We start from the raw sequence: 16,479 nt of genomic DNA on the forward strand, positions 1-16,479 counted from the left end.
CCTTTTAGCCGAATTATCTTTTATACCGCATTCTCCTCTCCCAGATAAGCTTCTATGACTCTAGAATTATTCTGAATCTCATCTGGCGTTCCGTAGCCAATCAGCTTGCCGAAATCAAGAACTGCAATGTGATCGGATAAATCCATTACAACCCCCATGTCGTGTTCAATTAATATAATAGTTGTATTCATTTCTTCATGAATGTCGATAATGTATCTGGCCATGTCCTCTTTTTCCTCACTATTCATGCCTGCCATCGGCTCATCCAGAAGAAGGATGTCAGGTTCCAGTGCCAGAGCCCTGCCGGTTTCGACCCTTTTCTGCAATCCATACGAAAGGGTACCCACGGGAGTATTTCGGATATCCTCAATTTCAAGAAAATCGATCACCTGCTCAACTTTTTTCCGATGTTCAATTTCCTCTCTTTGCGCCTTTCCCCAATAAAATCCTCCTGCAAGAAGTCCGGTTTTCATTCTCACATGCCTGCCAAGCATCAGATTGTCCAAAACAGATAAATGCGGAAAAAGTTCGATGTTCTGGAATGCCCTGGCAATACCCATACTGGCTCTTTTGTGAGGTTTATAGCGGGTGATATCTTCCCCTTTGAAATGGATGGAACCAGATGAAGGCTTGTATAGTCCGCTAATGCAATTCAGCATACTTGTCTTCCCTGCGCCATTTGGCCCAATAAGCGAAAAAATCTCTCCTTCCTGCACTTCATAAGAGACGCTGTCAAGAGCCACTACGCCTCCAAACCTCAAAGTAGCATCTTTTATATCTAATATCCCCAACTTGCTAACCCCCTTTATTTCGAAAAACAAAATATTTTTTATAAAATTATGAATAGTTTTAATATTCTTTATGTTTTTACTTTCTCCTTTTTATATTTAAAATATTTTTTAGCCCTGAGCTATTTTTCATTTTTATGTGAATTTAAATATTGATATGACAATTTCCTTATGTGTAAGTATTTTTGACTATTAACCAAGTGATATTATTAGGAAAAATCTTCATGTGAAAAACATAAAAAGCTGAACACAGATGTGCTCAGCTTAGGAATTCATTCCATTCAATGTTAATTTCATTAAAATATCCACACTTTTTTTTCCTTTATTTAGGACAAAGACACGATTAATTTCTTCATAAGGTGCCGTTTCCCAGGCTTGGCTGAAAGCGTGCTAAAAAGCCGCTTTGCATATGAAAGTTTGTTCTGGGGACACCTCACCCTGCATGAAGGCTGCTGAAGCTCCGTTTTTGGATTACTAGTTAAATCACGCTTAAATCAATTCCCCGCTCAGATTTTCCTTAAATGTATCTGCTGCCACGTTATTGCATCTTACTGCCGCATGGCAGGTTTGCAAACAAATCCATTCATTTCTTTATTTTCTTCTTGGCTGGTGATTAAAAAAGTTCCGCTTACATAACAATGCTAGTAAACCGAAATTATAAAAGGAGAATCTGACTTGATCTGTTTGTGTGAAGAGTTTTTCTTATCCTATTGCGGCCTAGACGGAAAAATAGCCATTTTAGAAGATAAACATACTGTTTTAAAAAACTTTGGTCTAAACGATGAAAGCTGGCTGGGTTTTTGGAATATTGACTGCAGACTCCTGACTATGTTTTATCAATCCCTGGATGTGCATTATGACTGGTTTATTGTCGTCTATGATTATGAAAAGTTCTGTTCAGACAGAGAAATAAAAGAAGCCATAATCTGGCATGAAATTGGACATATTACCTATCCGGCTGGAAAGAATATAATCTGTACTGATACTGAAGTCCAATGTGATCGGGTAGCTATTGATTACGGCCAGAAGGAAGGAATCATAAAGATTTTGGATCTCACCCTTAAAATGGCACGCTCGCTTAATAATGAAGTGCTGCTGAATATGACAAAAGAAAGACAAAAACAATTACACTTCATATAAGGAGCTGATTAAAGCATTTCAAAATAGTTTTCAGTGCTAAATGTTCCGAGGAGTGGTGGGCAACCCGCAATTTCACCAGGTTTTTGCGGCCAGGCAGAATCTAATAATACTTTTTAATGTGGATTACATATGAAATTTATGGTACTCTTTAATCTTAGAATAGGAAGTGATGATATTGATAAAAATTGAAATCCCTCAGCCCGATCTCGTTATTACAAGAAGCAGACAAGCAGGACAGGCAGGAGAGAGTGACCTTAGCAGTGTCTATGGTTTCACAGATTATCATAAAATACCAAGAGACAAGGGCGGCATGATTTTGTTTTTCGATGCGAATGAAGATCTGCTCTTTGTAGGGAAAGCACGAAAATTAAGACAGCGCGTGAAAAAACATTTTGAAGATAATGTTTCCCCAATAAAAAATCATCGCGATGATGTCTATAAAATTGCGGTCATTTATGTGGAAGACAGCATGGAGCGCGAAATTTATGAAACTTATATCATTAATACCCTTCATGCAAAATTTAATATAGACAAAGTATTTTACAAATAAAAAAAGGCCATCCCGGCCTTTTTTTATTTGTAAAATAGTATTACTTTGAACTTTGATAACTGTCTAGCGCAAGCAGACTGTCCCCTCGAGGTGAACCCCCAGGACAAAGGATCGTCAGCATAAACATCGCACGACTGAAAGCGACAGCTTTTGGGAGGGCGTGGCGGTCTTAGTCTGAGTTCCTTCTTGGGCAAGGTGTTTCCGCATTTCTAATTAATCAATTTCTTTTTTGTTTTTGCCTTTAATGAACCGGTATGTCAAATACGCTATGTAAAGCGGAATCGCAATATAAATTAAATCGGGAAATGGTCCATAGGAGCCCTTATAAATAACGTACAGGACACTTCCAAGAAAAATGGTAACAATCGTCCCATATTTCGGAAGAGGGACTTCCTTAAAGCTGGGAATCCGAATTCTGCTTACCATTAGAAAGCATAGTGCAGTGAACACAACAGTTGTAATGATATTGGGAATACGGTCGCCAAAAAGGGTCAGTATAGCCATTATCCCTCCTGCTGCTGTTATCGGAACTCCTATAAAATAATTTAATGAGGACTTTGGGGGACTGATATTGAATCGGGCAAGCCGATATGCCCCGAATAGAGGAAAAAGACCTGAAACGATTAATCCAAGGATTCCAAATTGAAAAAAGTATGTATAAAAGACCAAAAATGAAGGGGCTACCCCAAATGTAACAATATCTGCCAGAGAATCAAGTTCCTTTCCAAGCGTACTATCTGCCTTCAGCATTCTTGCCAGCCTGCCGTCCATGCTATCAAGCATCATGCCGATTAAAATTAATATTGCTGCATTTTTAAATTCGCCATTGGCAGCCATTCCGATTGAAAGAAAACCGCAATATAAATTACCCAAAGTGACCATATTGGGAATTGTTTTAATAAAACGCACTAGTGACCATCACACTCCAAAAATAGAAAAAAGTTTATTTTAATATATATTCCCTTTCATTATACCATTTAATCTTCTTCAAAGCCCTCCTCTTTCATAGAAACATTCGCCGACAAAAAGAAAGAACCATAATCATCATATAGATTTAGGGCTCTTTCATGAATTTATAAGTTGTAGAATCGGCTATCCGAAAGACAAGCTCGCCGACTTTTATTTAGAATACTTATTTTGTTGTCAGAGCTTTAACTTTCTCTGCTGACATTCCAGCAATATTGCTTAAGACTTCCTCATTATGTTCTCCCAATTTTGGAGGGCCAGCCACTGATGAGTCAAATCCTCCATGCATTTTAACTAAAGGGTAATTCCCGTCTAGTTCATAAATCCCCTTAAAAAGTGGAAAGTCTTTTAATTCACCTGTCTCTAATACCGGAGTCAGGCAGCAATCCACTCTTTGCCCGAATTCAGTCCACTCTTTTAATGTCCTGCTTTTAAATAATTCGGTCATCTCCAAATATACAGGATTATTGCCAGAGGCACGGGAAAAATGGGAATCCATCCAATCCTCCCTGCCGGCACTCTTGCAGAAGTTTATCCAGAACTTCGGCTCTAATGCCGCAAGAGCAGCAAACCGCTCATCCTTTGTTTGATAAATAGAGTAGGCGACGATTTCCCCGTTTAGTATCGAAAGCCCATTTGGATACCCCGTTTCGTTTTCAATCAGCAAATGGTTTCCCATGATGGAAGCCATCACTTCAGCAATTGAAATGCAGTGATACCCGCCTTTGCCGGAAATCCTGCTGGAAAGAAGGGCTGCAAGTATCCTTTCACTCGCGGCCATTCCTCCCATAAAGTCCGCTATTGTATTGGACGGGTGAACAGGACGGCCGCTGCCGTCCTTAAGCTGGGAAAGGGCACCGCTTACTGCCATATAGTTTAAATCATGGCTGCCTAAATATTGATAGTCTTCATTCTCCCCATAGCCTGTCAGGGAGCAATAAACGATAGCAGGCTTGTGGCTCTTTACAGTCTCATAATCTAGTCCGAGTTTTTTCATGACTCCTGGCCGAAAGCTTTCCAGCACGGCATGACTTTCAGAAATCAGCCTAAGGGCTGCACTTCTTCCTTCCTCACTCTTCAAATTGAGTGTAATGCTTTTTTTACCGCGGTTATTGGCGGCAAACACTGCTCCTGTACCCTGTATTTTAACATCCAGCTGTCTTGCGGGGTCACCAGTCAAGGTTTCAACCTTAATCACCTCAGCTCCCAGCTCTGCAAGCCTCTGGGAGGCAAACGGACCAGGGAGATAATTGGAAAAATCAATTACTCTTATGCCTTTTAACATCATGCATCCCTTTCTTCCGGCTACATTTTCCCCTCAGCGAACAGATCCTCCAACTGCTTGCGAAGCATAAACTTTTGAATTTTGCCGCTGGCATTCCTTGGCAGAGCTTCACAGAATACGTATTTTCTTGGCCGCTTATAATTAGCAAGTTCATCACTATTTCTGCACAGTTCATCCAGCTCATTTTCAGATAGTGCCGGATTTTTTTTAACCACAAATGCTGTGACCGTCTCACCCCAGCGGTCATCAGGCTGGCCGATCACTGCCACATCCAGTACGCCATTATGCGTATATAAAATATCTTCCACTTCCCTGGGGTAAATGTTTTCACCGCCGCTAATGATCATATCATCGACTCTGTCTTTGACGTACAAGTAGCCTTCGTCATCAAGATATCCTATGTCACCTGAATGATACCAGCCCCCATGCATGGCAAGATCGTTTGCCTCATCCCGATTAAAATAACCACTCATCATGCATGGACCTTTCACGATGATTTCACCTGTTTCCCCTGGTGGCACCAAATCCTCAGGATCTGATGGACCATTTTCATTCGGCCTTACAATTCTAATCTCATGGTTTAAACAAGCCTGCCCGGCAGAGCCTGCTTTCCGGATTTGATCATCTTCAGATAAAAACGTAATCGCTGGCCCCATCTCGGTCATTCCGTATGCCTGTACGAGGGATATGCCTAATTTTTCCCGGCAGGCATAAACAAGTGCCGGAGCCATTGGAGCTGCTCCATACAGTCCCAGCTTCAGGCTTTCCAGATTATATTGGCTTAAGTTTTCCTGAAGCAGCATATTCCACATGGTAGGTGCTGCAAAAAACTTTGTAATCTTCTCATCTGAGATTAACTGTAATACTTCTTTTGCATCAAAGTGATGGAGGATGGTATTTTTAGCCCCCACATGCACCCTTGGCAAAAAGGCACAGTGAAGCTCTGCACAGTGGAACATTGGTGCAGTCACGAGACCATTGTCACTGCTTTCAAGCTTTGTGGCTCCTATTACGATTAAACTTTGTTCAGCCATATCCCGATGCCTGTGGACAACTCCTTTTGGCCTTCCCGTGGTACCGCTTGTATACATGATCGCGTACAAGTCATTTTCGCCAATTTCTATTTCGATTTCATCATGCGATGCTGCATCCACTTTTTCACGATAGGATGAAGCATATCCGGGTGCCTTGTCATCAATGTACCAGAAGGATGTATGCGGAAAACGTTTAGCTATTGGGGTAATGCCGGACTCCAGCATTTGTTCAAATAACACTACTTTTGGCTCTGCATCCTGAAGGATATAAGCAACCTCTTCTGACATCAGCCTAAAGTTGATCGGATTAAAAATGGCACCGATTTTTGCACATGCAAAGAATGCTGTTGCAAGCTCCTCAGTATTAAATAGGTAGGTTGAAACCCTGTCACCCTTCCTGACTCCCTCCTTCATTAAGGCATTCGCCAATTTATTGATCTCAATGCTCCATTCCTTATAGGTAAGACGCAGATTTTTTCTGACATCATACAGGGCTTCTTTATTCGGAAACTTTCCGGCAGTTAGATCGAAAACTCTTCCAATAGTAGTAGTCATTTTCATTCCTCCCCATTCTTCAGTCTAAACGTTCAATTATAGTTGCATTTGCCATACCAAGGCCTTCACACATGGTCTGAAGTCCATAGCGCCCCCCTGTTCTTTCGAGTTCATGCATCATGGTGACCATCAGCCGTGCACCGCTGCCTCCCAAAGGATGGCCGAGTGCAATGGCTCCGCCGTTTGGATTAAGCTTTGCAGGATCTGCTCCAGTTTCTTTCAGCCAGGCAAGCGGAACAGGAGCGAACGCTTCGTTCACTTCAAATACATCGATTTCCTCAATAGCCAGTCCAGCTTTCTTTAACACCTTCTCAGTTGCCGGTATCGGCCCAGTCAGCATTAAAGTAGGATCAGAGCCAACTGCTGTGCGGGAAAGAATCCTGAATCTCGGCTTCATTCCAAGTTCCTCTGCTTTATCCCGTGACATAATTAATAGTGCTGCGGCTCCATCACTGATTTGACTTGAATTTCCTGCATGAATGACTCCATTCTCCTTAAAAACAGCCCTTAAGCTTCCAAGTGCTTCCAGCGATGTTTCCTTTCTGGGGCCAGAGTCCTCCGATATCGTCATGAGCTGCCCATCAGGCAATTTCACATCTAATGGTGCAATCTCTCTCTCAAAACGTCCTTCACTCTGGGCTTTTAAAGCCTTTTGGTGGCTCTCTAATGAAAAGCGATCAAGTTCTTCTCTAGTAAAACCATATTTTTCAGCAATGCGTTCAGCTGATAAGCCCTGGTGGATGATTTCATGTCTGTCTGTCAGTTTTTCACTGAACCCTACACCCTGATAACTGGAGCCGATAGGGACACGAGACATGCTTTCGACACCGCCCGCGACCACAATATCCATATCTCCCGCCAAAATAGCCTGAGCTGCAAAATGGACAGCCTGCTGGCTGGAGCCGCATTGACGGTCAATGGTGGTACCAGGCACTTCAATCGGAAAACCTGCGATCAATGCTGCGACCCTTGCAATATCGCCTGTTTGTTCGCCTATTTGCGAGACACATCCAAGAATGACATCATCAATGATTTGCGGATCTATACCCGCACGTCCGACAAGTGCCTTAAGTGCTTCAGCAGCCAGATCATCCGCCCTGATATCTTTTAAAAAGCCGTTTTTTCTTCCTACTGGCGTTCTGACACCTTCGACGATGACAGCTTCACGCATGTTTACTCCTCCTCATAAACCCATGTTCTTCGCAATAATGGTTTTCATGATTTCATTTGTACCTGCATATATGCTGGCAACTGGTATATCCCTGTATCTCCTTGCAATCTCGTATTCTTCCATATAGCCATAGCCGCCATGAAGCTGCATGCATTCCGCGGCAATATTCCGGGCATTTTCTGTAAGCTTCCATTTCGCCATGGAGACCTTTGTAACTACATCTTTTCCTGCCATATGCTCTGTGATCAATTGATCAAGGAACGACCTTCCCATCTCTATATCTGTTGCCATTTCGGCAATCTTAAATTGAGTGTTTTGAAACTGGCTGACCGGTTTTCCGAATGCCTCGCGATTCTTAACATAATCCAATGTTAAATTAAGCATTTCTTCAGCGGCCACCTGAGCAGCGATTGCTACGACAAGTCTTTCCTGCTGCAGCTTTTCCATCAAATATAGAAAACCTTTCCCTTCTTCTCCAATCAGATTTTCTTTCGGAACCTTACAATCTTCAAAAATTAACTCTGCTGTATCCTGACAGTGAAGTCCAACCTTGTTTAATTTTCTTCCCCTTGTAAATCCCTTTGTTCCCCTCTCGATCGCAAGCAAGCTTATTCCTTTATACCGGGGAACTGCATTGGGATTGGTTTTACAGGCTATGATGACTAAATCGGAATGAATTCCATTGGTTATAAAGGTCTTTTCGCCATTCACTATATAATGGTCACCTTCAAGTCCTGCTGTCGTTCTGATGCCGGCTAAATCAGATCCGGCGCCAGGTTCAGTCATTGCGATAGCAGTAATGATTTCACCTGCAGCACACTTTGGCAGCCACCTTTCCTTCTGCTCATCTGTTCCATAAGCAGTAATATACGGAACAACAATATCATTATGGAGCCCAATTCCCACCATGCCGGAGCCAACACGTTCAAGTTCTTCATTGATGACTACTGAGAAGCCCCAATCAACATTGCTTCCGCCATATTTTTCTTCAATATCAGGGCATAAAAAACCCTGCTCCCCCATCTTGTACCAAAAATCCCGGGGAATGATCCTGTCCACTTCCCATTTGTCATAATTCGGATAGGCTTCCTTCTCTAAAAACTTACGCAGTGATTGCCGAAATATTTCATGCTCTTCCTGTATGTATGAAGCAGCCATATTATGATCCTCCGAATCTAAAATTTTTTTGACATAACTCAAAGTACTATTCCTCATCTCCGAAAAGGCTTACATTTATATTGTACAATAATTATCAATATTTTTAGAACATTTAAAATTCATTTTTTCAAAAAAACCTATCCTTTGCAGAAAGGGCTGGTGCTCTAATTTATTTTGGCTGCATACGGATGCCGCCATCCAGACGGATCGTTTCTCCATTCAGCATCGGATTCACTAGAATACTCTCAGCAAGCCTGGCATATTCCTCAGGATAGCCCAGTCTTGAAGGAAAAGGCACCATTTTGCCCAATGAATCCCTTGCCTCATCAGGGAGAGAATCAAACATAGGTGTATTAAACAATCCAGGGGCAATCGTCATAACACGAATCCCATAACCCGCAAGCTCTCTGGCAATTGGCAAGGTCATGGCAACCACACCGCCTTTTGATGCACTATATGCAGCCTGGCCAATTTGTCCTTCAAAGGCTGCTACAGAAGCAGTGTTAATAATGACGCCTCTTTCACCTTGATCATTCGGACCATTCTTTGCCATTTGTTCAGCAGCCAGGCGAATGACATTAAAAGTCCCGACCAGATTAATCATTATGACCTTTTGGAACATGTCCAGTGTATGGACTCCCTTTCGGCCAAGCAGCTTGGCGGCAATTCCGATGCCTGCACAGTTAACGGCAGTATTAAGGCTGCCAAATTGTTCAGAAGCAAATGCAACTGCTCGCTGCACGTCTTCTTCTTTTGTTACATCCGTTTTCAAAAAATGAACATTTCCCCCCAGTTCCTTGATCAGATGGCTTCCCCGATCTTCCGCCAAATCTGCAATAAGAACTTTTCCGCCGCATCCGGCTATTTTTCTCACAGTCGCCTCGCCAAGCCCTGAGGCGCCGCCAGTGATAATGACCCTGCAATCTTTCAATTCCATAGTGAACCTCCTTTTATTAATCATATTTTTCTATGAAGACATTTCCATTATGAATTCAGATTTTCCTGCTGACTGACCGAATTCCCTGCTGATTATTTATCAATTTCTTGTAATTACACAAAAAAACAGCTCCTTTTCAGAAGCTGTTATTCTATGCCAAATACCGATCGCCAAGAATTTCTCTAAGGTGCTGTCTGACCCGGTACAACTTTGTTTTAACAGTGTTTGGATTGAGATGGAGAATGTCCGCTATTTCTTTCTCTTTCAGCCCGTGCTTTGTTTTAAGAAGGAAAACCCTTTTCTGTTCATAGGAGAGGGAATCCACATAAGCGTATATCTGCTCCTCAAGCAAATTGACTTCTGCTTCCTGCCCCGCATCAATATATTTACTTTCCATGCAGTTTTCAAAATCAACGGAATCCTGTATTCTCTCATATGTCCTTCTTTCTTTCCGGACAAAGTCAATCGCAGTTCTGGTTGCAATCGAGGATAACCAGGCCCCCAGCTTTTCCTGATCATCAATGCTGTCCATTTTTTTATATGCTTTGAGAAGCGATTCCTGCACAACATCCTGTGCAAGATAATGATCCCGGGTTATATTATAAGCAATATGATAGAGACGTTTATTGTAGAGCCTGCAGATCTCTCTCATATCCATTGAAGGTTTAATCACTTTAATCCCCCTCTCCTATAGGTTTCTACTCTTTTATTGAAGCCGTTCTTTTATAAAGACTGGAACTGTTTTTTCCGTAAAGCTTTTAATATCAATTGTCCTTTGCTCATCAAAATAGAACGCAATAATATAGTCTCCATCCATGAATCCATCTGAATTCTTCAAGCTGCTTTCTATTTGATTCTTATCTGTTAATTTGACAGCAGATTTGCTATCTCTCATTTCTTCAAAAACTTCTTCATACGAGTACCCTGCAGCAAAGTTGACATCGATATCCTTCGCTTTTGCAGCCAAAGCATAAGAAATATCATTGCTGTTCACTCTTGCTTCATTCAGTAATGACTTCTCTTCCAGCCATTCCTCAAATCTTGAATAAGAAGGATACCAAGGCATATAAGCTTTATTGCTGTCATTATAAAAAATCTCAATATGCGCATATGGCTCGTCACTTCCCTGGAGCTCTTCAAAGGAAGCAGAATCAACTTCTTCAGTTAATATCTCAATAGCCTCTTTTAGATCTTTATCGTCTGTAATAACCGCCCGCTTAGTAACAGGCCCATTTGGAGTAATGGTTAATTTCGTTGTAGCATCTGCTGAAACCTGATAAATTTCATTTGTTGCCTTTTTATATTCATCCGATTCATAAATCAGCTTAAGAAATGGCTTGTATTCCTTTTTATTAATCCTATAATCACGGACTAGCTTTTCACCATTCTTCAGTTCATACACGATAAAAACTGAATCACGGCCCGGGATCTCCGCAAGCCTGTTTTCATCCTTTACAATCGTCTCATGAAATCTTCTGACCAAATCAATATTCTCGTATTCCTTCAAATATAAGGGTTCCTCATGATCGATATCACTATAAAGATAAAAACTCTCGCTAAAATGAACCCGCTCGATTTCATTGCCCCGTGGTATGTTTTTTTCATATTGAGTAAAGTCAAATTGGAATAAAATGAATAAAGCAGCCATTAGAGCTGTGTATGCCATCAATCCTTTCATATTAATGGTCACACGCCATGATTTTTGCAGAACCATTTCGGCAGCGGCATACCCAATCAATGCTCCAAACAGATATCCAGCTATGAGCCAGCTAATGCCGCCTCGCATCTCACCGAAATATCCTCCCCCTAAAAGCATCGTGCAAAAAGTTACACTATATTTAAAAATGGGTTTTGTAACCGGAAAAACAAGCGCCTGGGAAACAGCCTCCATTCTTCTTCTTTTATAGATCTGCAAACCAAGATAATACAGAGTCAAAATAAGAAAGAGATAAATAGCAGCCTCTGCACTTGACGGGGTACGCATGTTCATCTGGGTTAGTGCAATTAAGGGAGAAAACTTCTCAAATTTGCTTGCCATATAATATTGGTCTGGATAGCCAAATAAATAGAATGGCAAATTAATAGAGACTAGAATGATCAGGCCTACAGGGAGCAGGAGGAAAATATACGTTAGGGCACCTTGAACGGCAGATAACCCCGTAAGCATCCCCACAGAAACTCCTGCCAGGTAAATTACAATATTTAATAAAAGGGTGATGCCCACCCAATTGAATATCTCCCCAATTGAATAGAACTCCTGCAAATTCATGGGCTGGTAAAGCATCAGAACTATTAAAGCAATGAGTAAAACCGGTAAAATTAATAACATGATTCCAGTTAAAGCATACTGATGGAAAATGGATGCACGCTTGACTGGGAGGCTGTGCATTAAGTCGCTGTATTGTTTTACCTGTGTGAATCTGAATAAGAACACAGACAAGATTACCGGCACTGATATATTAAATATATACTGGAGCTGGAAGTTGTATTGAAATAGATTGTCAATGTCCAGAAATTTCCGCTGTTCCTCTGAAGAATTCATTATTATATCAAGTGGAATAGCGAAGAACAGACCAAGAAAATATACAATGGAAACCCAGCCGACACTTCTGAAAATCGTTTTTAAAATTTCCCTTTTAACCAAGGATGTTCTGGACTGCATATCCAATGTCCCCCATTTCATAAATGAAGATCTCCTCTAAAGTAAGGGGAAGCATATCGAAAATCACTGGCTTAAATTGTTCTACATATGACGATATTTCCTTCGCATCTCCCTTTACAATACAGAGGATAACGCTGCCTCTTTTTTCTTTATGAAGGATTCTCAGCGAATCGAAAATGGCTGGTGCAGATCCTTTGAAAGCCACCTGAATCTTATGTGTATCTGTTTTAAGGTCATCCAGGTCTTTTTCCAGGATCATACGCCCTTTATGCATGATGCCAATAAAATCACATAAATCTTCCACTTCACGCAGATTATGAGAGGAAATAAGGATAGTCATTTCTCTTTCGGCAACCTCATCTATAAGCAGGCTTTTCACTTTTTTTCTCATGACCGGGTCCAGCCCATCCATAGGCTCATCCAAAATTAAAACCTCCGGCCTGGCAGACAAAGCAAGGATAAAAGCAGCCTGCCTCTGAAAGCCTTTTGAAAATCTATGAATCTTTTTATGCATGTCCATTTCAAAAATTGCAGCCAGTTCTTCAAAGCGGCCGTCATCCCATCTGCTGTAAATATTTTGATAAAATTGTGCCATTTGCTTAACTGTATATTGAGGCAGAAAATAGGGATGATCCTGAATAAAAAAGATCTTTTCTTTAATTACCGGATTTTCGAAGACCGGCTGGCCGGCAATGGCAACAGACCCCTCATCCTCCGCATAGATGCCTGCCAAAAGCTTCAGGAGCGTTGTTTTCCCGGCTCCATTTGAACCAAGCAAGCCGTATATGGACCCTTTATTGACTTTGATGGAGACATTTTCTACAGCATCCATCTCATCGAATGATTTACGTACATTACGGATTTTGATCATCTTCTACCCCTCCCCCTATAGCTGCTTCTAATTCCTGAATCATCTTAAATAATTCATCTTTTGTAATTCCAAGATATATAGCTTCTGATAAAAGCTTTGAAAGCTCATTTTTCACTTTTTCTATTTTTTCGCTGTTCAGATTGGGAGTCGCTGGACTGATAAAGCTGCCCTTTCCCTTTATAGAATAAATATAGCCCTGGGATTCAAGTTCCCTGTATGCCTTTTGAATCGTATTGGGATTGATTGTCAGCTGATGGGCCAGCGTTCGAACGGAAGGCAGCTGTTCATCTGCTGTTAAGACCTCGGTGATGATCAGCTCTTTAAGCCGCTCAACCAGCTGTTCATATATAGGCTTTCGGCTCCTTACGTCCAACTCAAACATGTTTACCCTCCCATCTGTATGTAGTGTACTATCATTCATAGTACAGTTAATACAGTTAGATTATATTACAAGTAATTGGAAAAGAGAAGAGGAATTTTAAATTTTTATAAAAAGAAAAAACTGGCTCAGCCAAAGGGCTAAACCAGTTATAATTAATTATTTAGCAGATTTCACATTCACCGGAGGCGGAGGCAAAATCATGTTGGAACGTCTATTGTTTGTTGCGATGATATAAACTGCGGCGACTGCGATGCAAACCGCAATGAAGGAACCGAGATTGAGGATCCCTTTTTGCGAATACCATACAATCGAGTAACCCACTGACCCAGCCAGCAATGCATAATAGAAGAATGGGAAAAGGGTTTTACGAATGACAGTCCCTTCTTTCCCTACAAGACCAACAACAGCTGATGCAGCAACCACGTTATGGACACAAATCATGTTTCCAGCTGCTCCTCCGACTGCCTGAAGGGCTACAATCCAGGTTGCATCCACTCCAATCTGTGAACCAACATCATATTGGAATAGAGAAAACATCATATTACTGACAGTATTACTTCCCGCGATAAAAGCCCCGAGCCCTCCTATAAACGTTGCAAAGAACGGCCAGAATTCTCCTGCAAGTGCTGCGGCACCATTCGCGAGCTCGATTGGCATCTGATTATAGCCTGCCTCTCCCCCGCCGGTATTGATAAAAACCTGTACCATCGGAACAGTGAAAATTAATGCGGTTGAAGCAGCAACAGTTGTTTTTCCTGAGTCTGCCCAGGCTTTTTTGTAAGAACCGGAATTCATTCCATGAATGAAATAGGTGATAATGGATACAAGAATAAAAATGGTACCCGGCAAGTACAGCGGCTGGAAACTTGAAGTGATGCCGGAATCGAAAATGTTTTCAAACTTAACCGTCCAGGCCTGGAGCCACCCCAGGAATGGAAGCGATTTCAATCTGGACAATACTAAGAATAAGCCAACTAAAACATAAGGAGTCCAGGCACGCATCATGCTCATGCTTCCGCTTTTGTGGGCAACTGCTTTGATTTCAAGTTTACCAGTCCACTCCGGATCCCACTTGGATTTCTCTTCAAAATCCCAAACCTGATCCTTAGGAGGCATAAGGAATCCTTTTTTAGCTGCAAAAACAACAATTGCTAAACCAGCTAATCCTCCAATCATAGAGGGGAATTCAGGTCCAAGAACATTGGCAACAATGACATAAGGGATAGTCATGGCAAAAGATGCGAACAGGGCAAACTTCCAAATCTTTATCCCTTCTGTAAACGATTTGTTCTTGCCAAAGAATCTTGTCATTAAAGCTACTACAAATAAAGGAATTAATGTGCCTGCAATCATATGGAGAATAGCTACTTGTCCGGCAATTTGCGTTACCAGTCCGAGCAGATTATCTGTAAGGCTTGCATTGCCTGATAAACCGGTCTGCACACCAACTAGCATCGGAGTGCCTACTGCACCGAATGAAACTGGTGTGCTCTGAATGACCATGCCGGCAATTACAGCTGCCATAGCCGGGAAGCCAAGACCCACTAATAGCGGTACAGCTACTGCAGCAGGAGTCCCAAACCCGGATGCGCCTTCAATGAAAGATCCAAACAGCCAGGCAATGATAATCACTTGAATTCTGCGGTCAGGAGAGATATCGGTAAATCCCTGGCGGATGGTCTTTAAGCCTCCGCTTTCCTGCAGAGTATTCAGAAGCAGTATTGCACCAAAAATAATGTATAGGAGTGTTCCGGCGACAACCAGGCCATTAATGGATGCGGCCGCCACTTTTGCACCCGACACCTTCCAGACAAATAGCGCCAGGACAACAGCTACAAGGTACGAGATGGGCATAGCCTTACTTGCCGGCCATCTCAGTCCGACAAGGAATACTGCAACTGCAATAATTGGCAATAATGATAATAAAGCTAACATTCCAGTACTCATTAATTACTTTTCCCCCTTTTGTTTTGTAATAGCGAACAATAATTGCACTTTGTTGCGGACTGCGAAACATGTTATATAACTATAATTGTTTTGTTATACAACAATGAATCAAGCTTATTTTTATTATACAAACATTTTTCATAATTTCAATAATATTTGGAAAATTTAATCTATGTATTTACACAAAAATATTTGTATGTATATACATACAAAATTAGCCCAATATATCTTTTCATCAAGATATATTGGGCTAATCCCAACTTATTCAGCTGACGTGTCCAAGCCGGGAAGAAATCCCTTGTCCTGTCCTTACCATTATAGATTTTAATGCATCAAGACGATCACTTGTCATCCTCATTGTCGGGCCTGATATACTGACTGCAGCAATGACTTTGCCGAGATGGTCAAAAATAGGAACGGCCACACAAGTAATCCCATATTCATTTTCTTCAAGATCAAGCGCATATCCATTTTGCCTGACCTGCCCTAATTCTTTCATAAATTCATCTTTATCCGTTATGGTTTTATCGGTATGGACCGGCATCCCTTTTCTTTCAAGGATATCAAAAACAACGCTTGAAGGCAGATGTGCCAGAATGGCTTTGCCGACAGATGTGCAATGCATCGGAGCTCGTTTTCCGACTTTAGAATGCATCCTTAAAGTCTCATTGCCCTCAAGCTTCTCGATGTACACAACCTCTCCCTGATCATAAACGACCAAATGAATGACTTCATTTGTTTCATTTTCCAGTTCCTGCAGAAAAGGTCTTGCCTCTGCACGCAAATCGATTGATTCAAGCAGTTTTGAACTGATCTCCAGGAATTTATACCCTAATTTGTATTTGCCGGTTTCGCTATCCTGTTCTATATATCCGTACTGAACAAGAGTAGAGAGAATACGATAAACAGAGCTTTTATTGATATCAATCTGATTGGCAATTTCCGTTACGCCAAGACCGCTTTTTTTCAGGCTGATCAATGTGATAATATCCAGTGCCCTGCTGACGGACTTGACCATGTTTTCTCTTTCCAC

The 16,479-nt window shown here is 41.5% G+C and carries 15 protein-coding genes; 2 read left to right on the forward strand and 13 right to left on the reverse strand.

From position 1 onward, the window contains the following. Positions 1-20 precede the first annotated feature (20 nt). Positions 21-791 (reverse strand): ABC transporter ATP-binding protein, encoded by a 771-nt coding sequence (locus ACR42H_RS17730; RefSeq protein ID WP_113881335.1) that lies wholly within the window; start codon positions 789-791, stop codon positions 21-23. Positions 792-1,463: 672 nt separating this feature from the next. Here ACR42H_RS17730 and ACR42H_RS17735 point away from each other — a divergent pair. Further along, the gene (locus ACR42H_RS17735) at positions 1,464-1,928 is read left to right on the forward strand and encodes a hypothetical protein (RefSeq protein WP_113881334.1); all 465 of its coding nucleotides are present in this window, start codon (positions 1,464-1,466) and stop codon (positions 1,926-1,928) included. 175 nt (positions 1,929-2,103) lie between these two features. Beyond that, the gene (locus tag ACR42H_RS17740; RefSeq protein ID WP_436372285.1) at positions 2,104-2,478 is read left to right on the forward strand and encodes a nucleotide excision repair endonuclease; all 375 of its coding nucleotides are present in this window, start codon (positions 2,104-2,106) and stop codon (positions 2,476-2,478) included. A 213-nt stretch (positions 2,479-2,691) separates the two neighbouring features. Here the strand turns inward: ACR42H_RS17740 and pssA are convergent, their stop codons facing one another. From pssA to ACR42H_RS17800, 12 genes are all read right to left on the reverse strand, one after another. Further along, on the reverse strand, positions 2,692-3,387 hold the full coding sequence (gene pssA / locus ACR42H_RS17745) for a CDP-diacylglycerol--serine O-phosphatidyltransferase (RefSeq protein WP_009333556.1): 696 nt from the start codon (positions 3,385-3,387) through the stop codon (positions 2,692-2,694). 223 nt (positions 3,388-3,610) lie between these two features. Continuing rightward, positions 3,611-4,729, reverse strand: coding sequence for a CaiB/BaiF CoA transferase family protein (locus tag ACR42H_RS17750; protein ID WP_436376991.1), 1,119 nt, complete (start codon positions 4,727-4,729; stop codon positions 3,611-3,613). 20 nt (positions 4,730-4,749) lie between these two features. Further along, positions 4,750-6,318 (reverse strand): fatty acid--CoA ligase, encoded by a 1,569-nt coding sequence (locus ACR42H_RS17755; protein WP_113881332.1) that lies wholly within the window; start codon positions 6,316-6,318, stop codon positions 4,750-4,752. 19 nt (positions 6,319-6,337) lie between these two features. Continuing rightward, on the reverse strand, positions 6,338-7,489 hold the full coding sequence (locus ACR42H_RS17760; RefSeq protein ID WP_436372288.1) for a thiolase family protein: 1,152 nt from the start codon (positions 7,487-7,489) through the stop codon (positions 6,338-6,340). A gap of 12 nt (positions 7,490-7,501) precedes the next feature. Further along, a complete protein-coding gene (locus ACR42H_RS17765; RefSeq protein WP_113881330.1) occupies positions 7,502-8,647 on the reverse strand; it encodes an acyl-CoA dehydrogenase family protein in 1,146 nt (381 codons plus the stop codon). A gap of 169 nt (positions 8,648-8,816) precedes the next feature. Beyond that, positions 8,817-9,584 (reverse strand): 3-hydroxyacyl-CoA dehydrogenase, encoded by a 768-nt coding sequence (locus tag ACR42H_RS17770; protein ID WP_436372290.1) that lies wholly within the window; start codon positions 9,582-9,584, stop codon positions 8,817-8,819. A 151-nt stretch (positions 9,585-9,735) separates the two neighbouring features. Then, complete coding sequence (locus ACR42H_RS17775) at positions 9,736-10,257, reverse strand: RNA polymerase sigma factor (RefSeq protein WP_243856105.1); 522 nt, start codon at positions 10,255-10,257, stop codon at positions 9,736-9,738. Between the two features lie 33 nt (positions 10,258-10,290). Beyond that, on the reverse strand, positions 10,291-12,267 hold the full coding sequence (locus tag ACR42H_RS17780; protein WP_436372292.1) for a DUF6449 domain-containing protein: 1,977 nt from the start codon (positions 12,265-12,267) through the stop codon (positions 10,291-10,293). After that, complete coding sequence (locus tag ACR42H_RS17785) at positions 12,221-13,117, reverse strand: ABC transporter ATP-binding protein (protein ID WP_113881327.1); 897 nt, start codon at positions 13,115-13,117, stop codon at positions 12,221-12,223. The genes ACR42H_RS17780 and ACR42H_RS17785 overlap by 47 nt, the downstream gene beginning before the upstream one ends. After that, positions 13,101-13,499: a GntR family transcriptional regulator gene (locus tag ACR42H_RS17790; RefSeq protein WP_113881326.1), complete on the reverse strand. Its 399-nt coding sequence runs from the start codon at positions 13,497-13,499 to the stop codon at positions 13,101-13,103. Before ACR42H_RS17790 ends, ACR42H_RS17785 begins: the two co-directional genes overlap by 17 nt. A gap of 156 nt (positions 13,500-13,655) precedes the next feature. Continuing rightward, a complete protein-coding gene (locus tag ACR42H_RS17795; RefSeq protein WP_113881325.1) occupies positions 13,656-15,446 on the reverse strand; it encodes an L-lactate permease in 1,791 nt (596 codons plus the stop codon). Between the two features lie 265 nt (positions 15,447-15,711). After that, on the reverse strand, positions 15,712-16,479 hold the full coding sequence (locus ACR42H_RS17800) for an IclR family transcriptional regulator (RefSeq protein ID WP_436372295.1): 768 nt from the start codon (positions 16,477-16,479) through the stop codon (positions 15,712-15,714).

The organism is Cytobacillus sp. BC1816 (assembly GCF_051353635.1).
In the GTDB taxonomy this organism is placed as follows: domain Bacteria; phylum Bacillota; class Bacilli; order Bacillales; family Cytobacillaceae; genus Cytobacillus; species Cytobacillus oceanisediminis_C.